A 20,482-nucleotide genomic window follows, 5' to 3' on the forward strand; every position below is an offset into this window, starting at 1 on the left:
GAGCGGGCACGGCTGGCTATAAGAAAAAGTCATCACTGCGCCAAAAATACTGTCTTTTGCGTTTCGGCAGCCATCCGTATATTCACTAGCCACGGCTTCCGGAAACAGGGCCGGCACAGAGATCGGACATCAAGGGGAAAACATGTCTATCGCCATCGCGGCCGGCGCCGGCGCGCGCAGCCTGCATACACCTTCCATGCGCCGGCGGGTCATCGCCGGCACCACCATCGGCAACGCGCTCGAATTCTTCGACTTCACCGTATTCACCTTCCTGATGCTGGTCATCGGGCCGCTGTTCTTTCCGGCGGCCTCCAGCTACGGGCAACTGCTGCTGACCACGGCCACCTTCGGCGTGGGCTTCCTCATGCGGCCTGTGGGTGGGATGCTGATCGGCTCCTACGCCGACCGCCACGGCCGCCGCGCAGCCATGACGCTGACACTGTGGCTGATGGGCCTGGGCTGTGCGCTGATCGCCGCCGCGCCCACCCATGCGCAGATGGGGCTGTTGGGGCCGGTGATGATGGTGCTGGCCCGGCTGATCCAAGGCTTTGCCGCCGGCGGGGAAGTGGGCGCGTCGACCACGCTGCTGGTCGAGCACGCGCCTGCGTCGCGACGCGGCTTCTATTCCAGTTGGCAATTCGGCAGCCAGTCGCTCGGGGTGGCGCTGGGCGCCGTGGTGGTGGGCACGCTGACCGCCGCGCTCAGCGTCGAGCAGATGCAGGCCTGGGGCTGGCGCGTGCCGTTCGTGATCGGCATCCTGACGGTGCCGGTGGGCGCCTACATCCGCCGCAATCTCGAAGAGACGCTGCATGTCGACGAGCCCGCCGTCGGGCGGCCGCGCGTGGCTGGCCACCAACCGCTGCGCCGCGTGTTCGCCGAACACAAGAGCGAGGTCGCCAAGGGCATCCTGCTGATGATCGGCGGCATGGTCTGCGCGCAGATCATCGGCTTCTACATGCCGTCGTATGCGCATCGCGAACTCGGCCTGCCGGCGACCTCGACGCTGTCGGCCAGCGTGGTGGTGGGCGCGGTCGGCTTCCTGTTCGCGCCGCTGGTCGGCATGCTGGCCGACCGGGCGGGACGCAAGCGCGTTATCTTCTGGTCGCGGGTGACGACGGTGGCGGTGCTGTTGCCGTGCTTTCAGTGGCTGGTGGCCGCGCCGAGCAGCATGCGGCTGATGCTGGTGGTGGGGCTGCTGTCGATACTGCTGGCGCTGCAATCGGCGCCCGGCATCACCATGCTGCCCGAACTGTTTCCGAAAGCCGTGCGCACCACCGGGATGTCGGTGGTTTACGGCCTGGGGATCTCGGTCTTCGGCGGCTTCGCCCAGTTCTTCGTGACCTGGCTGCTGCACGTGACCGGCAATCCCATGGCGCCCGCCTGGTACCTGATGGCGGCGGTGGCGCTTTCCACGGTGGTGCTGTTCTGGATACGCGACCGCACCGGCGACGATATCGACAACCAGGAGGCCTGATGCAATCCGCTAGCCCTTACTTTTCCCGCAGCTATGCCCTGGCGCGCGAGCGCTTCACCGCCGCCGTCCGGCCGCTGGCGACGCGTTTCGCCTCCTATGCCATCGAGCCCAAGGGGCGCGAGGGCGAGGACCTGGCCACCGATGTCGCCCTGATCGGCGATGCCGGCGCCACGCGGCTGCTGATCATGACGTCCGCGACCCACGGCGTGGAGGGTTTCTGTGGCTCGGGCTGCCAACTGGCGTTGCTTGACGATGCCGAGATGCTGGAGCGCGCGCGCCAGGCCGGCGTGGCGCTGCTGCTGGTGCACGCGGTGAACCCGCATGGCTTTTCATGGATCGCCCGCACCGACGAGGGCAACGTCGACCTGAACCGCAACGCGCAGCCATTCGATGGGCAGCCTCTGCCGGCCAACCCCGGCTACGGGCAGATCCATGAATTGCTGCTGCCGGCGCAATGGCCGCCGTCGGACGCCAACCGCCAGCAGATTGCCGCCTATATCGGCGAGCACGGCCTGGCGGCCTTCAAGCAGGCCGTGACCCGCGGGCAGTACACGCACCCGGACGGCCTGTTCTATGGCGGCGACCGCCCGGCCGCGTCCCTGCTCAACCTGCGCCGCATTCTCGAAGATCATGCCGCCGGCTATGCGCGGATCGGCTGGATCGACGTGCATACCGGGCTGGGGCCGCGCGGGCACGGCGAGAAGATCTATGCCGGTCGCCGCGACGAGGCTGAAGTGGCGCGCGCGCGCCGCTGGTGGGGCACCGATGTCGCCGTGCCCTACCAGGGCACGTCGGCCTCGGTGGACATCACCGGCCATCTGGCCGGGCTGGCCTATCAGGCCTGCCCGGACTCGCAGCCGACGCTGATGGCGCTGGAATACGGCACGCAGCCGTCGGAACAGGTGGTGGACGCGCTGCGCGCGCGCAACTGGCTGCGCGCGCATCCCGATGCGCCGGCGGCCGTGCGCGACCAGATCCTGCAGGCGACGCTGGACGCGTTCTATTGCGACCAGCCGGACTGGCACGGCGCGGTGCTGGGGCAAAGTCGGGTGGCCGTATTGCAGGCCTTGCTGGGGCTGCAGGCCGCAGCAGACTGAGGGATTCAGGGCCGATCCAGGGAATCGGCTTGCTTTGTTATCGAAATGTTATATCATCCTTCAGCTATTTGTAATGATATAACATCCATGAGGGTAAAGATGACAGGCAAGACGCAGGGATCGCACGGAACCCGAGGCAAGCGCGGCGGCGCGGTGGCGGCGCGGCGCAGGAACGGCGCACGGGCGTTCAAGCCGCTGGTCTGCTCGCTGATGCTGGCTGCGCCGCTGGCGCAGGCCGAGACCGAGGCCGACAGGTCGCGGCCGCGCGCCTTGGCGCCGATCACCGTGTCCGCCAATCCGCTGGGCCTGGACCTGAACAGCACCATGCTGCCCGCCTCCGTGCTTGAAGGCGATGAACTGGTCGAGCGCCGCGCCGGCACGCTGGGCGAGACCCTGAAGAGCCTGCCTGGCGTGAACAGCGATACCTTTGGCGGCGGCGCCAGCCGGCCGGTGATCCGTGGCCAGACCGCGCCCCGCGTCAAGGTGCTGTCCGACGGCTCCGAGGTGATGGACGCCTCCGGCATTTCGCCGGACCACGCGGTGACGGTCGAGCCCCTGCTGGCCGAACGCATTGAAGTGCTGCGCGGCCCTGCCGCCCTGCTGTATGGCGGCGGCGCGATCGGTGGCGTGGTGAACGTGGTGGACAAGAAGATTCCCACCGCGGTGCCCGGGCAAGGCGTGGAGCTGGAAGCCGAACTGCGCGGGGCCACCGGCACCAAGGAACGCGCCGGCGCGATCGGCATCACCGCCGGTGAAGGCCAGTTCGCGGTACGGGTCGAGGGCATGAAGCGGCGTACCAGCGACTACGACGTGCCGGACTGGCCCGGCGGCAAGCTGGCAGGCTCCTACAGCGAATCGACGCAGGGCTCGGTCGGCCTGTCGTGGATCACCCCGCGTGGTTACGTGGGCCTGGCATTCACGCACCTGGAAAGCAAGTACGGCCTGCCCGGCCACAATCACGAATACGAGGGTTGCCATCCGCATGGCACCCACCTGCATTGCGGCGGCCACGACCACGATCATGACGAGGAGGGACACGATCACGACCATGACCACGAGCATGGCGGCGTGCCCTACGTCAAACTGCGCAGCGATCGCCTGGACCTGCGAGCCGAGTACCAGGATCCGTTCGCCGGTTTCGAGAAGATTCGCGTGCGCGGCGGCCTGACCGACTATCAGCACGAGGAGATCGAGGGTGGCGAGGTCGGCACCCGCTTCAAGAACAAGGGCTACGACCTGCGCGTCGAGCTGCAGCACAAGCCGCTGGCTGGCTGGCGCGGCGTGATCGGCCTGCAGAATGCCTACAGCGACTTCCGCGCCGACGGCGAGGAAGCGTTCCTGCCGCGCAGCCGCACCCGTTCCAACGGCCTGTTCGTGCTGGAGGAATACCAGTTGAACGACTGGCGTTTCGAGCTGGGCGCGCGCCAGGATTGGCAGCGCATCGCGCCCGCCGGCGGCGCGCCGCGCAGCAGCCTGTCGGGCACCTCGCTGTCGGCCGCGGCCATCTGGGACTTCGCGCCACAGTATTCGGTGGCCCTGTCGCTGTCGCGCTCGCAACGGCTGCCGACCGCGCAGGAGCTGTACGCCGACGGCGTGCACCTGGCCACCAACACCTATGAACTGGGCAATACCGGCCTGGGCCGCGAGACCTCGCGCAACATCGACCTGACGCTGCGCAAGCATGCGGGCGACACGACGTTCTCGGCCAGCGTGTTCCACAACAAGGTCAAGAACTACATCTACGCCGACACGCTCGACCGCTACGAGGATTTCCGCCTGATCGAGTACACCCAGCGCGACGCCGAATTCACCGGCGTGGAAGGCGAGCTTCGGCACCAGTTCACGCCGGTGTTCTCGGCGGCGGTGTTCGGCGATTACGTGCGCGGCAAGCTGACCGGCGGCGACGGCAACCTGCCGCGCATCCCGGCGGCGCGCGCGGGCCTGCGCGGCAACGTGAAATGGCAGCAATGGTCGGGCGGCGTCGAGTACGCGCGCGTGTTTTCGCAGAAGGACATCGCCGCGTATGAGAACAGCACGCCGGGCTACAACCTGGTCAACGCCGTGGTGGCGTATCGCGGCCGGTACGGCGCGACGGGCTACGAGGTCTTCCTGCGCGGCACCAACCTGCTGAACAAGCTGGCCTACAACCATGCCTCGTTCATCTCGTCGGTGGCGCCGCTGCCGGGCCGCAGCGTGATGCTTGGAGTGCGCATGACGTATTGAGGGATCGCGGCGCGGCGGGCGTGACGGGTGGATATGCTAATTTCCAGGCATGCCGCCCGCCCCGGAGTCCGCCATGCTGAAATTCGCCGCCAATCTTTCGATGATGTACCCGGAACATGCGTTCCTGGACCGCTACGCGGCCGCCGCGGCCGACGGCTTCGCGGGCGTGGAATGCATGTTTCCCTACGAAGCGCCGGCCGCGTTCGTGCGTGAGCGCATGGATGCCGCCGGCGTGTCGCAAGTCCTGTTCAACGCGCCGCCGGGCGTGGCCTCGCGCGGCGAGCGCGGGCTGGCCGCGCTGCCGGGGCGCCAGGACGAATTCCGCGCCGGCATCGAGCAGGCGCTGGGCTACGCCACGGTGCTGGCCTGCGCCCAGGTCCATGTGATGGCGGGGCTGATGCCCGAAGGCGTCACGCGCGCTGAAATGCTGGACTGCTATCGCGAGAACCTCGACTGGGCCGCGCGCCAGGCGCGCTCGGCCGGCGTGACGCTGCTGATCGAGCCCATCAACACGCGCGACATTCCCGGCTATTTCCTCAATCGCCAGGACGAGGCGCACCAGGTGGTGCAGGCGGTCAACGCGCCCAACCTGAAAGTGCAGATGGACCTGTACCACTGCCAGATCGTCGAAGGCGACGTCAGCGCCAAGCTGCGCCATTACCTGCCCACCGGACGCGTCGGGCACCTGCAGATCGCCGGCGTGCCGTTGCGCCAGGAACCCGACCGGGGCGAGCTGGATTACGGCTGGGTCTTCTCGGTGCTGCGAGAGCTGGACTACAGCGGCTGGATCGGCTGCGAGTACCGTCCGGCCGCCGGCACCTCGGCCGGCCTGCGCTGGCTGGCCGCGGCCCGCGCTTGATGCGGCGCCGCGCCGATGCCGCGTCCATGATCGTCCTACGCAGTGCTGCTCGCCGGGTGCCGGAAATATAGTTAATATGTTAATTAAATTCAGAATACCAGGAGACAACCCCATGTCCAGAAGAGGCTTCATCCGCCGCGCGCTGGCAACCGTGGCCGTGGCGGCGTTCGCCGCGCAAGCCGCGCCCGCGCTGGCCGGGGAATTCCCCGAGCATCCCATCCGCTGGCTGGTGCCGTTCAGCGCCGGTGGCGGCAGCGACCTGGCCACCCGCATCGTGGCCAGGCACGTGAGCCAGACGCTGGGCCAGCCGGTGGTGGTGGAGAACCGCCCGGGCGCCGCCACCATCGTCGCCGCCCAGGAAACCGCGCGCGCCGCGCCAGATGGCTACACGCTGATGACCGCCGGCATGAGCACGCTGGCGCTCAATCCGTGGCTCTACAAGCAATTGCCGTACGACCCGTGGAAGGACCTGAAACCGGTCTCGACGCTGGTGGCGCTGCCGATCGTGCTGGTGGCCTCGCCGGCCTCCGATCTGAAGAACATGCCCGAAGTGATGGCGTACCTGGCCGACGACAAGAAGGCCAGCTATGCGTCGCTGGGCGTGGGCAGCCCGCACCATCTGGCGATGGAGTTGTTCCTGTCGATGTTCGGCGCCAAGGCCACGGCGATTCCCTACAAGGGCACGCCGCCGGCCTTGCAGGACGTGGCGGCGGGCGTGGTGCCGCTGATGATGGCCGACATGGCGGCCGCGCGGCCGTTGATCCAGGCGGGCAAGCTGCGCGCTATCGCGGTGCCGGCCAACGAGCGCTCGGAACAACTGCCCGACGTGCCCACCTTCGGCGAGGCCGGCGGCCCGCCGCTGGAAGCGACCGCCTGGCAGGGCGTGGTGGCGCCGGCGCGCACGCCCAAGGCGGTGGTCGACAAGCTCAGCGGCGCGATACAGGCGGCGTTGAAGTCGCCCGAGGTGATCAAGCAGCTCAAGCTGCAGGGCATGGAGCCGATGGGCAGCTCGTCGAACGATTTCTTCGACTACGCGCATCGTGAATACGAGAACTGGGGCGCGGTGATCCGCCAGAAGAATATCTCGGTGGATTGACGGGTCTTAGCCCTCGGCCGCCGCGCGTTTTTGCCGCCGCGCGGTGGCGGCGCAGCCGGCCGAGGCGATGATGATGCCGCAGATCGCCAGCCACTGCGTGCCGGACAGGTGTTCGTTCAGCACGATGACGCCGGCCAGCGCGCCCATGGCGGGCTCCATGCTCAGCAGCACGCCGAAGGTCTTTTGCGGCAGGCGCCGCAACGCCACCATCTCCAGCGAATAGGGCAGGGCGCTCGACAGGATGCCGACCGCCACGCCGGCAAGGATCAGCTTGGGATCCAGCAGCGCCATGCCGGCGTGGGCCGCGCCCACCGGCAGCGCCACCATGGTGGCCGCCAGCAGGCCCAGCGACGTGGCCTGTCCGCCGTGCACGTTGCCGGCCATCTTGCCGAAGATGATGTACAGCGCCCAGCACACCGCCGCGCCCAGCGCATAAGCGATCCCGACGGGATCGAGGTCGTGCATCGACTGGCCGGTCGGGATCAGCAGCACCAGCCCGGCCAGCGCGCAGGCGATCCAGACGAAGTCGATGGCGCGCCGCGACAGCACCACCGCCAGGGTCAGCGGCCCGGTGAACTCGATGGCGATCGCCACGCCCAGCGGCAGGGTGCGCAGCGCCATGTAGAACAGCAGGTTCATGCAGGCCAGCGTCACGCCGTACAGCGCGATCTTGGCGGCGTTGCGCGCGGTCAGCGGAAAGCGCCATGGGCGCCAGAACGCGATGAGGATGATGGCGCCGATGACGATGCGATAGGCCGTCGTGCCTTGCGCGCCCACCTCGGGAAACAGCGACTTGGCGAACGACGTGCCGATGCACAGCGAGGCCATGGCGCCGATCAGCGACAGGGTCGGCATCAGGGTGGAGGCGGAGGCATCGCGTCCGGAGGGAAGGGTGGCGGCGGTCATGGTGCTGCGTCTGCGGAAGGATCAGGGGTTCAAGGTCAGGGCGGTGGAGTAGAGTACGTACAGGGCCAGTGCCAGCATGATCGCGCCCAGCAGTCCTTGCTGCATGCGCAGGAACCACGGGTTGCGGCCGACCCAGCCGCGGATGCGCGACGCGCCATAGGCAAAGCAACTGCCATAGGGCAGGCTCAACGCCTTCATGGTCACGCCCAGCACCAGCATCTGGATCCAGACCGGGCCGTTGTCCGGCGTGGTGAACTGCGGCAGGAAGGCGATCATGAACAGCAGCACCTTCGGGTTCAGCAGATTGGTCATGAAGCCCTGCCAGAACGCGTCGCGCGCGTCGCCGGGCCGCGCGGCCAGGGACACGTCGGCGTCACGGGCGCAGCGCAGCATGGCCTTGATGCCCAGGTAGCCCAGGTACAGGCCGCCCGCCGCCTTGATCGCCAGGAACAGCGTCGGAAACGCCTGCAGCACCGAGGCCAGTCCCAGCACCACGGCCGGCACCTGGATGAAACCGGCCGCCACATTGCCCAGCACGCTATGGAACGCCGGCCGGAATCCCTGCGTCATGCCTCGCGACAGCGTCAGCGCCATGTCCGGGCCGGGAGTGAGTTTCAACGCCGCATCGGCGGCCAGGAAGAGCAGGAAAAGCTGGAGTGACGGCATGGGTATCGGGCTGCGCCTGGTCGCGAGGGCGGCCAGAGGGTTCCCAGTGTAAGCAAGGCGGGTGATTAATTCCTGCAGCGGGCGGTGCGCAAATGAAGTTTCCCGTCGAATTTGGGGGCGGGTCGCGCGGCGCGCCCGTTTAGAATCAGGCTACAGGCCCGCGCGGCCTGGACCGCCGCGGCGCCGAGACCCCCATGGAACTAGACGATTTCGACCTTCAGATCCTGCAAAGCCTGCAGGAAGACAACCAGCGCACCAGCCAGGAGGTGGCCGAGCGCGTGAACCTGTCGCCGGTCTCGTGCCTGCGGCGCATGAAGCGGCTGCGCGAGTCCGGGGCGGTGCTGGGCGATGTGTCGGTAGTGGACCCGGCGGCGGTGGGGCGCGACATCATGATGGTGGTGTTGGTGTCGCTCGAGAGCGAACGCGCCGACAAGCTGGACACCTTCAAGCGCGCGATGCGCAACGCGCCGGAGATCATGCAGTGCCTGGCGGTCACGGGCGAAGTGGATTTCGTCGTCACCATGACCGTGCGCGACATGGCCGAGTACGACGCCTTCGCGCAGCGCCACTTCTGGGGCGACCCCAACGTGAAGCGCTTTTCGACGCTGGTGGTGATGAACCGCGTCAAGTACGGACTGGCGGTGCCAACCACGCATCCGGGCCAGGCATAGCGGACTCGCCGGCAATTGCGCGGCCCGCGCCGGCGGCGCTAGACTGGCCGCCACCCCCATTTTCCCGTGTCTCATTGCCATGGCATTGCATAGCTGGCTCATCTACCTGGTTGCCGTGACCGGCCTGTCGATCACCCCCGGCCCCAACACCTTGCTGGCGCTGACCCACGGTGCGCTGCACGGGCATCGCAAGGCGCTGTGCACCATCGCTGGCGGCGCGGTCGGCTTCATTGCGCTGATCGCCTTGTCGATGCTGGGCATCAGCGCATTGCTCAAGGCCTGGGGGCCGGCGCTGACGGTGCTGAAGTGGGCCGGCGGCGCCTATCTGGTCTGGCTCGGCATCCAGCTATGGCGTTCACCCGGCGTGCAACTGCGCCCGGCGCCCGATATGGCGCGGCTGCGCGGCACGCGCATGTTCAGCCAGGGTTTCTTGTCGGCGATCGCCAATCCCAAGGCGCTGCTGTTCTACGGCGCGTTCCTGCCGCAATTCATCGATCCGGGGCGCAGCCTGTTGACGCAATTCGTGATCATGGCCGCGACCTTCGTGGCCATCGAGTTCGTGGTGGAGTACGTGTTGGCGCGCCTGGCGCACCGCGTGCGGCCGTGGCTGGAGCGCGCGGGGCGGCGCTTCAACAAGGTGTGCGGGGGATTGTTCGCGGCGATGGGGGCGGCGTTGCCGGGGTCTTGATCATCGTGGGTTTTGATCATCGTGGGTCTTGATCATCGAGCATTGCCGATGCGTTGGCCGCCGGCCGGCGCTGCGATGGCGGCCCCGCAATGCAAAAGCCCGACTCCAAGGAGCCGGGCTTTTTAATTCTGGTGGCCTGGGGCGGAATCGAACCACCGACACGCGGATTTTCAATCCGCTGCTCTACCAACTGAGCTACCAGGCCAACGAAGTCCGCAACTATACACAATTTTTTGGACTTGTGCCAGTCGCCTCGAAAAAAGTTTGAAGAATTTCCGGGGCGCCTTCCAACGTGGAAAGGGGCAAGGGGCGCATACTACCGCAAACGGCCATTGCATGGGGGGCGACGCAAGGTCACGTGGCGGGGCGACACGGGTCGCGAGGGGTGCGACGCAGGGTCGCGGTCGGGACGCCAAATGGCGTGGGGATAACCCGCGGGAGTATAATCATGGCCGGTCCGCTGTTACATGCACGCTGCACCGCATGGGCTTTGCGGGGACCACAGCTCTAATACTCACGGCCTTGTCCTTTACATGTCGGTAGCTGTCCTAGCCTTCGGTCTGAATCACACGTCCGCGCCGGTTTCGGTTCGCGAACGCGTGTCCATGCCCGTCGATCTGGTCAAGCCGGCGCTGGAAGGCCTGCGTTCCGCGTTCGGCGGGTCGGTGCGCGAAGCCGCCATCCTGTCGACCTGCAACCGCACCGAAATCTATTGCGCCGCCGACGGCCACGTGGCCGACCAGTTGCCCGCGTGGCTGGCCGAGCACAACCGCCTCGATGCCGGCACGCTGCGCCCGCATCTGTACCGTCATCAGCAGGACGACGCCGTGCGCCACGCCTTCCGTGTGGCCAGCGGGCTCGATTCCATGGTGCTGGGCGAAACCCAGATCGTCGGCCAGATGAAGGACGCCGTGCGCGCGGCTGGCGAAGCCGGTTCGCTCGGCACGCTGCTCCACCAGATGTTCCAGCGCACCTTCTCGGTGGCCAAGGAAGTCCGCTCGCAGACCGCCATCGGCGCGCAGTCGGTGTCCATGGCCGCCGCCGCGGTGCGCCTGGCCGAACGCGTGTTCGGCAACCTGGACCAGGCCCGCACGCTGTTCATCGGCGCGGGCGAAATGATCGAGCTTTGCGCCACCCACTTCGCCGCACAGCGTCCGCGCAGCATGGTGGTGGCCAATCGCACGGCCGAACGCGCCGAGCTGCTGGCCAACCGGTTCTCGGCCAGCACCATGAAGCTGTCGGACCTGACCGACCGCCTGTCCGAATTCGACGTGGTGGTCTCCTGTACGGCCAGCTCCCTGCCCATCCTCGGTTTGGGGATGGTGGAACGGGCCACGCGCCTGCGCCGCCACCGCCCCATGGTGATGATCGACCTGGCCGTGCCGCGCGACATCGAACCCGAGGTCGGCCGCCTGGACGACGTCTACCTGTATTCCGTCGATGACCTGGGCCGCCTGGTCCAGACCGGCACCGACGCGCGCCGCGCCGCGGTGGTGCAGGCCGAGGCCATCATCGAAACCCGCGTCCAGGGCTTCATGCACTGGATGCAATCGCGCGAAGTGGTGCCCGTCATCCGCGACCTGCACCAGGCCGCCGAAGATGTCAGCGCCGCCGAACTCGAACGCGCCCGCCGCCTGCTGGCGCGCGGCGAATCGCCGGAGGCCGTGCTCGAGCAACTGGCCCACGGCCTGACCCAGAAATATCTGCATGGCCCGCTGGCGGCGTTGAACCGCAGCGAAGGCGAGGACCGCAAGCAATTGCTTGCCTGGATGCCGCGCCTGTTCCCCGGCCGCGACTCGCGCCGTTAGCGGCGCTGCCTCCGCCCCGCCTTGCGGCGGGCGCTCGTTGCGGGCGCCCGCCATTTCCGTTTTCCCTTGCTGAATTCCCATCATGAAATCTTCCATGCGCAGCCGGCTGGAGCATCTGTGTCACCGCCTGATCGAGGTGGACGCGCTGCTGGCCGAACCGGACACCGCGGCCGACATGGACCGCTTCCGCAAGCTGTCGCGCGAGCGCGCCGAACTGGAGCCGGTGGTCGAGGCGTTCACCGCCTTCGTGCGCGGCGAGGAAGACCTGGCGGCCGCGCAGGAGATGTTGTCCGATCCCGAGCTGAAGGCGATGGCCGAGGACGAGATCAAGAGCGGCCGCGTCAAGCTCGAATCGCTGGAGGCGGCGCTGCAGTTGCTGTTGCTGCCGCGCGACCCCAATGACGGCCGCAGCGTGTTCCTGGAAATCCGCGCCGGCACCGGCGGCGACGAAAGCGCGCTGTTCTCGGGCGACCTGCTGCGCATGTACACGCGCTACGCCGAACAGCGCGGCTGGCGCGTCGAGCTGATGTCGGAAAGCCCGTCGGAGCTGGGCGGCTACAAGGAAGTGATCGCGCGCATCGAGGGCGACGGCGCCTACGGCCGCCTGAAATTCGAGTCCGGCGCGCACCGCGTGCAGCGCGTGCCCGCCACCGAGGCGCAGGGCCGCATCCACACCTCGGCCTGCACGGTGGCCATCATGGCCGAAGCCGACGAGATGTCGGAGATCGTCATCAACCCGAGCGACCTGCGCATCGACACCTTCCGCGCCAGCGGCGCCGGCGGCCAGCACATCAACAAGACCGATTCGGCCGTGCGCATCACGCACTTGCCGACCGGGCTGGTGGTGGAATGCCAGGACGACCGCTCGCAGCACCGCAACAAGGACAAGGCCATGCAGGTGCTGGCCGCGCGCCTGAAGGACAAGGAAACGCGCGAGCGCCAGAGCAAGGAAGCGGCCGAGCGCAAGAGCCTGATCGGTTCCGGCGACCGTTCCGAGCGTATCCGCACCTACAACTTCCCGCAGGGCCGCGTCACCGACCACCGCATCAACCTGACGCTGTACAAGCTGCAGCAGATCATGGAAGGCGATCTGGAGGAGCTGACCGGCGCCCTGATCGCCGAGCACCAGGCCGAGCAGTTGGCGGCGCTGGGCGACGATATCTGAGCGGCTGGGCGGCCCCTTCGGCGAGAACGTTTCGACCATGACGACCCAGATCAAGAGCCTGTTGCTGGACACGCGCCTGCCCCGGCTCGAGGTGCGCATGCTGCTCGAGCACGTGCTGGCCAAGCCGCGCGCCTGGCTGCTGGCGCACGACACCGATCCGCTGGCGCCGGAAACGGTTGCGGCCTACGAGGCGCTGGCGCAGCGCCGCCTGGCCGGCGAGCCGATGGCCTATCTGCTGGGCCAGCGCGAGTTCATGGGGCACATGTTCCGCGTCACGCCGGACGTGCTGATCCCGCGCCCGGACACCGAGGTGCTGGTGGAAACCGCGCTGGAATGCGTGGCCGGACAGTCCGCGCCCGCCGTGCTGGACCTGGGCACGGGCAGCGGCGCCATCGCCATCTCGATCGCCCTGGCGCGCCGTGATGCCCGCGTGATGGCCAGCGACGTCAGCGCCGCCGCGCTGGCCGTGGCCGCGGGCAATGCCTGGGAGCTGACGGCCTCGGTGCGCTTCGTCGAGGGCAGTTGGTACGACGCGGTGCCGGCAGGCGAGGGCTTTGACCTGATCGTGTCCAACCCGCCCTATGTCGCCAGCGACGATCCGCACCTGGGGCAGGGCGACGTGCGCTTCGAGCCGCGTGGCGCGTTGACCGACGGCGCCGATGGCCTGGAAGACCTGCGCCGCATCGTGGCCGGCGCCCATCGCCACCTGAAGGCGGGGGGCGCGCTGTGGATGGAGCACGGTTGGGACCAGGCCGAGGCCGTGCGCGGCCTGCTGGCGGCGACGGGCTTCAGCGATGTCCATAGCCGACGCGACCTGGCCGGCATCGAGCGCATTTCCGGCGGACGCTGGCCCGGGCGTGGCTGACGCCGCGCGGGCGATTTGTAACCGGCCGCCGCGCGGCGACCGGTCGATTCCCCGGGGCGGTTCCGGGGTATCCGGGACGAAATCCCGCCTGTACCTATAATTGGCGTATTCCGTTATGCCTCCTGTCCAAGAGACCACCATGAGCGACGTTCAAGAATTCATCCGCGAAACCGTGACCCAGCACCCCGTCGTGCTGTTCATGAAGGGCACCGCCCAATTCCCGCAATGCGGCTTTTCCGGCAAGGCCATCCAGATCCTCAAGAGCTGTGGCGTCAAGAAGCTGGTCACCGTGAATGTGCTGGAGGACGACGAAGTCCGCCAGGGCATCAAGGAATTCTCGAATTGGCCCACCATTCCGCAGTTGTACGTGGCCGGCGAATTCATCGGCGGTTCGGACATCATGAATGAGATGAACGAGTCGGGCGAGCTCAAGACCCTGCTGGAGCAATCCGGCGCCACGGCCTGATTCCATGCGGCGACTGGTCGTCGGCATCACGGGGGCCACCGGCTCCCTGTACGCGGTGCGCATGCTGCAGGCGCTGCGCGGCGTGGACGACGTCGAGACGCACCTGGTGGTGTCGGCCTCGGGCGTGCTGAACATCAAGCACGAACTCGATGTCAGCCGCCATGATGTCTACGCGCTGGCCGACCACGTGCACAGCGTGCGCGATGTGGGCGCCACGCTGGCCAGCGGCGCGTTCCAGACGGCCGGCATGGTCATCGTGCCGTGCTCGATGCGCACGCTGGCGGCCGTGGCCCATGGCCTTTCCGACAACCTCATCACGCGCGCGGCCGACGTTACGCTCAAGGAGCGCCGCCGCCTGGTGATGATGGTGCGCGAGACGCCCTTCAACCTGGCGCACCTGCGCAACATGACCGCCGTCACCGAGATGGGCGGCATCGTGTTCCCGCCGCTGCCGGCGTTCTATCACCGGCCGGCCAGCATCGAAGAGATGGTGGACCACACCGTGGCCCGGGTGCTGGAGCTGTTCGACATCCATGTGCCCGGTCCGCACTGGGAAGGCATGAAATAAGCGCCGTCGCGGCCTATGGGCCGTGAAGGTCAAACGCCCCGGGGATCTACCGATTCCTGGGGCGTGTTCGTTTTGTCTTGCGTGTGGTTGCCGTGGTTCAGCGCGCCGCGATCACTCCACCAGCCCCAGGCCGTTCAGGGCCGCCAGGTTCTCCGGCCAGCGGCGCGCGCGGGCGTTCTGCAGTTCGATGCGGGCCCAGGCCATCCAGCCGGCCCACTCGATGCGCTTGTCCCAGGCGGTGCCCCAGGCCTGCAAGGCAGCCAGGCCGGCGGCGGCGTGGCCTTCGGCGGCCTCGAAGTCGCCGGCGGTCAGCGCCAGTTGCGCCAGCAGCAGGCGCGGCTCGGCGACCCACGGGTTGTGCGCCACCGCGGCTTCCAGCATGTGGCGCGCGGTGTCCATTTCGGTCTGCGGATGCATGCGCGTGACGACCTGCCAGTACAGCGCGCTGGCGGCGGCCTCGTCGCGCAGGCTGAGCGTGGCGCGGCAATGGTCGAACGCGGGTGGCACGGGGATGCCGGTATCGGCCGGCAGCGCCGACAGCGGCGCCAGCAGGTGCGACAGCATCGACAGGATGTTCGACGGCGGCTTCAGCGGGCCGGGCCACAGCGAGGCGGCCCAGTGCGACTTGAGGTCGCGGCGCTGCTGCTGCGGATAGCCGGCGAAGATCTCGTCCTGCCAGCTATGCCACTGTTCGCCGATGTCGGCGGCCGACACCACGATGAAGGCGGCGACCTGGCGCGGCGTGAAGGTGAAGACCTGGCCGTCGGCCCCTTCCAGCGTCAGGCCCTCGGGCCCATGGCCCTGGCCTTGCAGGATGGCCTGCACGAAGCGGGTGCGCGGCATGGCGCAGAACAGGCTGACCCATTCCTCGGCTTCGGCGCCCAGCACTTCGCGCAGCGTGCTGCGTTCGCGCTCGCGGTCGAACAGGGTGAGATCGACGTACTCGTTGCCATACACGCTGTGGAACAGGCCCAGCAGCCGCACTTCGCGCGGCTGGTTCCACAGCGCCAGGGTGCGGTAGACGCCCAGCAGGTGGTGCTTGAAGGTGCCGGCCTTGTGCCAGTCTTCGCCGGCGCTGCGGGCAAACAGCAGGTCGAGCAGGACGGGCAGGTCGGCATCGACGGCGGCATAGTGGTCGGCCAGCAGGGCGCGCGCGTGCGGATGCAGTTCGTTGGGGGTGGGCATGGCAATGACGGCAAGGGGTTGGGAATCCAGCCGCTATTGTGTCGTGCGCAAGCGTGCTTGTCATGGCGCGGCGCTTATATGGAAATAAGCATATCAATATGAAAATTCATCGCTTCCGGTTTTGAAGGGCGCTCACTAGAATCCGGGGCTTCCCTTCCCTTGTTCGATTGCCGAGATTCCCATGCGTCTACGCCACACCCTGGCCGCCCTTGCCACCCTGATCGGATTCGCCGCCGCCGCGCCGGCCATGGCGCAGGACGCCGAACTGAAAGTCGGCGTGACCGTCGGCCCGCACGCCCAGATCGGCGAAGTGGTGCAGCAGGTCGCGGCCAGGCAGGGCCTGAAGGTCAGGCTGGTCGAGTTCAGCGATTTCATCCAGCCCAACGCCGCGCTCGATGCCAAGGAATTGGACCTGAACATCTACCAGCACAAGCCCTTCCTGGAATCGCAGAACAAGGCGCGCGGCTACAAGCTGGTGCCGGTGGCCACGGCCGTGGTGCAGCAGATGGGCATCTATTCCAAGCGCGTGAAGTCGCTGGACGACCTGCAGCCGGGCGCCAAGGTGGCGATCCCCAACGACCCGACCAACGGCGCCCGCGCGCTGCTGGTGCTGCAGGCGGCCAAGCTCATCAAGCTCAAGGACGGCGTGACCGTGACGGCCTCGCTGTTCGACGTGGTCGACAACCCCAAGAAGCTCAAGTTCGTCGAGATCGAGGCCGCGCAACTGCCGCACTCGCTGGCCGACGTGGACGCCGCCGCGGTGAATTCGGCCTACGCCATCCCGGCCGGCCTGTCGCCCGCCAAGGATGCGCTGGTGCTGGAAAGCAAGGATGCGCCGTTCGCCGCCGTGGTCATCGCCGCGCGCGAGGACAACAAGAACGATCCGCGCATCGCGCGCTTCATCAAGGCCTACCAGTCCGACGAGGTGAAGGCCTTCGTGGCGCAGAAGTTCCCTGGCGCGTATTCCACCTCCTGGTAAGCGATGTCGACGCTGACGATCTATCCGCAGGACGATCCCGCTGCCGGCCGGCGCATCGATGAGGTCGGCGAGATCCGGCGCGAACTGGCCGCCATCGGGGTGACCTTCGAGCGCTGGCAGGCACAGGCGCCGCTGACGCCCGGCGCGCCGCAGGCCGAAGTGCTGGCGGCGTATCGGCCCGAGATCGAACGGCTGGTGGCCGAGCGCGGCTATCGCAGCGTCGACGTGGTCAGCCTGGACCCGGCGCATCCCGAGCGCGAGGCCTTGCGCCGCAAGTTCCTGGCCGAGCACACGCACGCCGATGACGAGGTGCGCTTCTTCGTTGCCGGCAGCGGCCTGTTCACGTTGCATGCCGCCGGCCGCGTCTACGCGATACTGTGCGAGCAGGACGACCTGATCTCGGTGCCGGCCGGCCTGCCGCACTGGTTCGACATGGGCTCGGCGCCCGCGTTCACCTGTATCCGGCTGTTCAATGATCCGGCGGGCTGGGTCGCGCGGTTCACGGGCGACGAGATCGCCGCGCGTTTTCCGGTGCTGCCCTGACGGCGCGAGGGCGCGGCGTGCAGTGACGACGCGGCCTGATCGTGTCCTCCGCCTCAAGCGGTCCGGATACGCGCCCGGGCCGCGCCGCCGCGCTCTTCCTTGCGGTTCGCTCTAAGCGTATTTGCCCGTCAGGCCCCCATCCACCAGCAGTTCCGTGCCGGTGATGTACGACGCTTCATCCGACGCCAGGAACGCCACCGCGTTCGCCACTTCCCACGGCGTGCCCATGCGGCCCATCGGCACCTGCCGGTCGCGCGCCTTGCGCGCCGCCTCCAGGTCGTCCTTGGCGAACATGCCGGCCACGTTCTTCGCGACGCGCGGCGTATCGATCAGGCCCGGGATCACCGTGTTCACGCGAATGCCGTCGGCCGCATACTGCTGCGCCGCCATGCGGGCGAAGTGGATCACCGCGGCCTTGCTGACGCTGTAGGCCAGGTGGGGGTAACCGGTGTAGCGGATGCCGGCGATCGACGACACGGTGACGATGGCGCCGCCGCCCTGCGCGCGCATCACGGGCGCCAGCAGGCGCGTGGCGATCAGCAGGCTGGTGACGTTGACGCGCTGGATGCGATCCCAGTCGGCCAGGTCGATGTCTTCCGGGCCGCCGACCTTGCCGATGCCGGCGTTGGCCTGCAGCACGTCGATGCGGCCGTAGTGGGCCAGCGCCGCGTCCACCGCGGCCCGCATGGCGTCGGCGTCGGCCACGTCGGCCTGCACCGGCAGGGCCTGGCCGCCGGCGCGCTCGACTTCATGGGCCGCGTCCTCGGCCGCCGCCAGGTCGGCGTCCAGCGCGATGATGGCCGCGCCCTGGCGCGCCAGCGTCACGCAACTGGCCTTGCCGATGCTCCAGCCGGCGGCCGAGGAACCGGCGCCGGCCACCAGCGCGATCCTGCCCGCCAGCCGTGCGCCGGGCGCGGGCGGGATCACGACGGTTCTCCGTCGCGCTGGTGCGACTTTCCCTTGCCGACGTAGGGAATGGCGTGGTCGATGGTTTCCCAGATAAATCGGCCGCTCGGGCTCTGCTGCTCCTCGGCCACGTGCGACACCAGGCCGGCGGCCCGCGAGATGACCGCAAAGCCGCGCATCAGCGCGGTGGGCACGCCGATTTCGCTGAGCAGCGCGGCGACCGCGCCGGTGGCGTTGATGGTGATGTGCTTGCCGTAGGTCTCGTCGATCGCCGCCGCCAGCAGCCGTAGCGCCTTGAGCGAATCGCCGGGCAGGTCCGGCTCGGCCTCCGCCAGCGCCAGCAGCTTGATCGAACGCGGGTCGTCGGGCTTGTGCAGGTGATGGCCGAAGCCCGGCAGCGCCTGGCGGCTGGCGCGGAATTCCTGCGCGATCGCCAGCGCCTCGGCGCGGCCGTCGGCGGCCTGGCGGATGCGGTCCAGCAGGCGCGAGCAGTTCTCCATGGTGCCGACGAACTGGCTGCCGACCGCCATCAGGCCGGACGCCACCGCGCCCTGCAGGTTTTCGGGCGCGCTCATGTAGATCAGGCGGGTGGCGATGGCGCTGGGCGTGAGGCCATGCTCCATCAGGGTCACCAGCACCGCGTCGACGATGCGCATGTCCACCGGCCGCGCCTCGCGGCCCAGGATCTGCATGATCATGACTTCGGTGAAGGTCTTCTTGCCGATCAGGTCTTCCACCAGGTCGACGTCGCGGTACGACATGCCGGTGAGGTGATGGGCGCAGAGGCGGGTTTCGGGCGTGGTCATGGGGATTCCTTGAGGGCCGCGTCGCGCACGGCGTTCTTGAGCACCTTGCCGACGGGCGAGCGCGGCAGGCTGGCGTGGAGGTGGATCTGCTTGGGCGTGGCGACCGGGCCGAGCAGGGCGCGCACGTGGGCCTTGAGCGCATCGGCGTCGGCCGCGACACCGGGATGCAGTTGCACCGCGGCGTGCACGGCCTCGCCCCATTTGTCGTCGGGCAGGCCGAACACCGAGCATTCGTAGACGGCCGGATGCGACGACAGCGCGTTCTCGACATCCACGGGATACACATTGAAGCCGCCGGTGATGATGACGTCGCGCAGGCGGTCCTTCAGGAACAGGTAGCCGCGTTCATCGATCAGGCCGGTGTCGCCCGTGTGCAGCCAGCCGTCGACGATGGTCTCGGCGGTCTTCTCGGGCAGGCGCCAGTAGCCCGACATCACCAGGTCGCCGCGCACCACCACTTCGCCGATGGCGCCGCGCGGCAGCAGCGCGCCGGCCGGGTCCATGATGGCGACGTCCGACAGCCAGGTGACGCGGCCGACCGAGGCGCGGTTGTCGGGCGATTCCAGGTCGGCGGGACGCAGCACCGTGACGATCTGCGGCGCCTCGGTCTGGCCGTAGGTGGTGCCCAGCACCGGGCCGAAGAAGGCGCGGGCGCGTTCGATTTTTTCGGGCGGCATGGGCGCGCCGCCATAGATCAGGTTGCGCAGTTTGGGGAAATCGGCGCGCGACACGCCCGGCTGCGCCATGATCATGTAGATCAGCGTCGGCGGCATGAAGCTGAGCGTGCCGCCGCGTTCGCGGAAGGCGGCAGTGATCGAGGCCGGCGTGGCGCTGTCCAGCAGCACGTGCGCGCCGCCGCGCGCCAGCACGGGCAGCAGGTAGGTGCCCGTGCCGTGGGTCACCGGCGCGGCGACCACGTAGCGGTCCTCGTGCGTCAGGCCCCAACTGTGGATCTGGTTGATGATGGCGGCGTTCCAGGCGTGATAGGGCTGCATCACGCCCTTGGGCAGGCCGGTGGTGCCGCCGGTGAACTTGATTGCCTGGGTGGCCTCGCGCGGCAGCGCGTGGCGCAGCGGCTCGCGACCGGCGCCGCGTTGCAGCAGGGCCTCGAAGGCCAGGCCGGCGATGTCCGGCGCCAGGCTGACGCGATGCGGCGCGCCCGCCGCCACCAGCGCGTCGCCGGCGTCGTCCACCATGACGATGGACGGCTCGGTGGCGTCCAGGATGCGCCCGATCTCGCGCGCCGTGCTGCGGGTGTTCAGCGGCACCCAGATCTTGCCGCTGGCCAGCACCGCCAGCAGCGCCAGGATATGACGGCTGGTGTTGCCCGCGCACAGGGCGACGCGGGTCTGTGGCGCCGGGTCCAGGTCCTGCAGCGCGGCGGCCAGCGCGCGCACGTCCGTGGCCAGCCGCGCATACGTCACCTGGCCCTCGGGCGCGTCCAGCGCCACGCGGTCCGGATACTGCTCGGCGGCGCGGAAAAAGAAATCTATCGGGTACACCCTGGTGCT

At 68.3% G+C, this 20,482-nt stretch carries 20 protein-coding genes and 1 tRNA gene; 14 read left to right on the top strand and 7 right to left on the bottom strand.

The genetic code is table 11. The features are described 5' to 3' along the window. The first annotated feature begins 142 nt into the window (after nucleotides 1-142). From SB816_RS03745 to SB816_RS03765, 5 genes are all read left to right on the top strand, one after another. The gene (locus SB816_RS03745; protein ID WP_175143365.1) at nucleotides 143-1,474 is read left to right on the top strand and encodes an MFS transporter; all 1,332 of its coding nucleotides are present in this window, start codon (nucleotides 143-145) and stop codon (nucleotides 1,472-1,474) included. After that, nucleotides 1,474-2,571, top strand: coding sequence for a M14 family metallopeptidase (locus SB816_RS03750; protein ID WP_410546510.1), 1,098 nt, complete (start codon nucleotides 1,474-1,476; stop codon nucleotides 2,569-2,571). Before SB816_RS03745 ends, SB816_RS03750 begins: the two co-directional genes overlap by 1 nt. Nucleotides 2,572-2,781: 210 nt before the next feature. Next, the gene (locus SB816_RS03755; RefSeq protein WP_175188868.1) at nucleotides 2,782-4,794 is read left to right on the top strand and encodes a TonB-dependent receptor domain-containing protein; all 2,013 of its coding nucleotides are present in this window, start codon (nucleotides 2,782-2,784) and stop codon (nucleotides 4,792-4,794) included. A gap of 73 nt (nucleotides 4,795-4,867) precedes the next feature. Then, nucleotides 4,868-5,653 carry a 2-oxo-tetronate isomerase gene (gene otnI / locus SB816_RS03760; protein WP_410546511.1) on the top strand — a complete coding sequence of 262 codons (786 nt, stop codon included), beginning with the start codon at nucleotides 4,868-4,870 and terminating at the stop codon, nucleotides 5,651-5,653. 112 nt (nucleotides 5,654-5,765) lie between these two features. Beyond that, nucleotides 5,766-6,749, top strand: a complete 984-nt coding sequence (locus SB816_RS03765) for a Bug family tripartite tricarboxylate transporter substrate binding protein (RefSeq protein ID WP_064527340.1) — start codon at nucleotides 5,766-5,768, stop codon at nucleotides 6,747-6,749. Between the two features lie 6 nt (nucleotides 6,750-6,755). Here SB816_RS03765 and SB816_RS03770 read toward each other — a convergent pair whose 3' ends face one another. Next, the gene (locus SB816_RS03770; RefSeq protein ID WP_054500466.1) at nucleotides 6,756-7,655 is read right to left on the bottom strand and encodes an EamA family transporter; all 900 of its coding nucleotides are present in this window, start codon (nucleotides 7,653-7,655) and stop codon (nucleotides 6,756-6,758) included. Nucleotides 7,656-7,676: 21 nt separating this feature from the next. Continuing rightward, entirely contained in the window at nucleotides 7,677-8,321 is a 645-nt protein-coding gene (locus tag SB816_RS03775) for a LysE family translocator (protein ID WP_081089637.1), read from the bottom strand. A 194-nt stretch (nucleotides 8,322-8,515) separates the two neighbouring features. Here SB816_RS03775 and SB816_RS03780 point away from each other — a divergent pair, with 194 nt between their 5' ends. Together SB816_RS03780 and SB816_RS03785 are read left to right on the top strand one after the other, a co-directional pair. Next, on the top strand, nucleotides 8,516-8,992 hold the full coding sequence (locus SB816_RS03780; RefSeq protein WP_049076679.1) for an Lrp/AsnC family transcriptional regulator: 477 nt from the start codon (nucleotides 8,516-8,518) through the stop codon (nucleotides 8,990-8,992). Nucleotides 8,993-9,071: 79 nt separating this feature from the next. After that, nucleotides 9,072-9,680: a LysE family translocator gene (locus SB816_RS03785; protein WP_372414387.1), complete on the top strand. Its 609-nt coding sequence runs from the start codon at nucleotides 9,072-9,074 to the stop codon at nucleotides 9,678-9,680. A gap of 129 nt (nucleotides 9,681-9,809) precedes the next feature. Here SB816_RS03785 and SB816_RS03790 read toward each other — a convergent pair. Next, nucleotides 9,810-9,885, bottom strand: a tRNA-Phe gene (locus tag SB816_RS03790). 328 nt (nucleotides 9,886-10,213) lie between these two features. Between SB816_RS03790 and hemA the strand changes: the two genes are divergently transcribed. The 5 genes from hemA (at nucleotide 10,214) to SB816_RS03815 (ending at nucleotide 14,552) form a co-directional block, all read left to right on the top strand. Next, entirely contained in the window at nucleotides 10,214-11,488 is a 1,275-nt protein-coding gene (gene hemA / locus SB816_RS03795) for a glutamyl-tRNA reductase (RefSeq protein ID WP_006391699.1), read from the top strand. An 82-nt stretch (nucleotides 11,489-11,570) separates the two neighbouring features. Beyond that, nucleotides 11,571-12,653 (top strand): peptide chain release factor 1, encoded by a 1,083-nt coding sequence (prfA, locus tag SB816_RS03800; protein WP_020926053.1) that lies wholly within the window; start codon nucleotides 11,571-11,573, stop codon nucleotides 12,651-12,653. Between the two features lie 37 nt (nucleotides 12,654-12,690). Continuing rightward, nucleotides 12,691-13,518, top strand: coding sequence for a peptide chain release factor N(5)-glutamine methyltransferase (gene prmC, locus SB816_RS03805; protein WP_064527337.1), 828 nt, complete (start codon nucleotides 12,691-12,693; stop codon nucleotides 13,516-13,518). 139 nt (nucleotides 13,519-13,657) lie between these two features. After that, nucleotides 13,658-13,984 (top strand): Grx4 family monothiol glutaredoxin, encoded by a 327-nt coding sequence (gene grxD, locus SB816_RS03810; RefSeq protein ID WP_020926055.1) that lies wholly within the window; start codon nucleotides 13,658-13,660, stop codon nucleotides 13,982-13,984. A 4-nt stretch (nucleotides 13,985-13,988) separates the two neighbouring features. Then, entirely contained in the window at nucleotides 13,989-14,552 is a 564-nt protein-coding gene (locus SB816_RS03815) for a UbiX family flavin prenyltransferase (protein ID WP_020926056.1), read from the top strand. A gap of 111 nt (nucleotides 14,553-14,663) precedes the next feature. On the opposite strand, the gene SB816_RS03820 is transcribed toward SB816_RS03815, so the two are convergent. Continuing rightward, nucleotides 14,664-15,737, bottom strand: a complete 1,074-nt coding sequence (locus SB816_RS03820) for a DUF6817 domain-containing protein (RefSeq protein ID WP_410546512.1) — start codon at nucleotides 15,735-15,737, stop codon at nucleotides 14,664-14,666. A gap of 181 nt (nucleotides 15,738-15,918) precedes the next feature. On the opposite strand from SB816_RS03820, the gene SB816_RS03825 reads away from it, so the two are divergent. After that, nucleotides 15,919-16,716 carry a MetQ/NlpA family ABC transporter substrate-binding protein gene (locus SB816_RS03825; RefSeq protein WP_064527335.1) on the top strand — a complete coding sequence of 266 codons (798 nt, stop codon included), beginning with the start codon at nucleotides 15,919-15,921 and terminating at the stop codon, nucleotides 16,714-16,716. Between the two features lie 3 nt (nucleotides 16,717-16,719). Further along, nucleotides 16,720-17,259 carry a 1,2-dihydroxy-3-keto-5-methylthiopentene dioxygenase gene (locus tag SB816_RS03830; RefSeq protein ID WP_410546513.1) on the top strand — a complete coding sequence of 180 codons (540 nt, stop codon included), beginning with the start codon at nucleotides 16,720-16,722 and terminating at the stop codon, nucleotides 17,257-17,259. A 111-nt stretch (nucleotides 17,260-17,370) separates the two neighbouring features. Here the strand turns inward: SB816_RS03830 and SB816_RS03835 are convergent, their stop codons facing one another. From SB816_RS03835 to SB816_RS03845, 3 genes are read right to left on the bottom strand one after another with little or no spacing between them, the layout of a single operon-like run. Then, nucleotides 17,371-18,186, bottom strand: a complete 816-nt coding sequence (locus tag SB816_RS03835) for an SDR family NAD(P)-dependent oxidoreductase (RefSeq protein ID WP_336235192.1) — start codon at nucleotides 18,184-18,186, stop codon at nucleotides 17,371-17,373. Continuing rightward, nucleotides 18,183-18,971 (bottom strand): citryl-CoA lyase, encoded by a 789-nt coding sequence (locus tag SB816_RS03840; protein WP_063588746.1) that lies wholly within the window; start codon nucleotides 18,969-18,971, stop codon nucleotides 18,183-18,185. Before SB816_RS03840 ends, SB816_RS03835 begins: the two co-directional genes overlap by 4 nt. Next, entirely contained in the window at nucleotides 18,968-20,473 is a 1,506-nt protein-coding gene (locus SB816_RS03845) for a class I adenylate-forming enzyme family protein (protein ID WP_064527332.1), read from the bottom strand. The genes SB816_RS03840 and SB816_RS03845 overlap by 4 nt, the downstream gene beginning before the upstream one ends. Nucleotides 20,474-20,482 lie beyond the last annotated feature (9 nt).

This window comes from Achromobacter sp. SIMBA_011, from assembly GCF_046535435.1.
GTDB classification, from domain to species: Bacteria; Pseudomonadota; Gammaproteobacteria; order Burkholderiales; family Burkholderiaceae_B; genus Achromobacter; species Achromobacter dolens.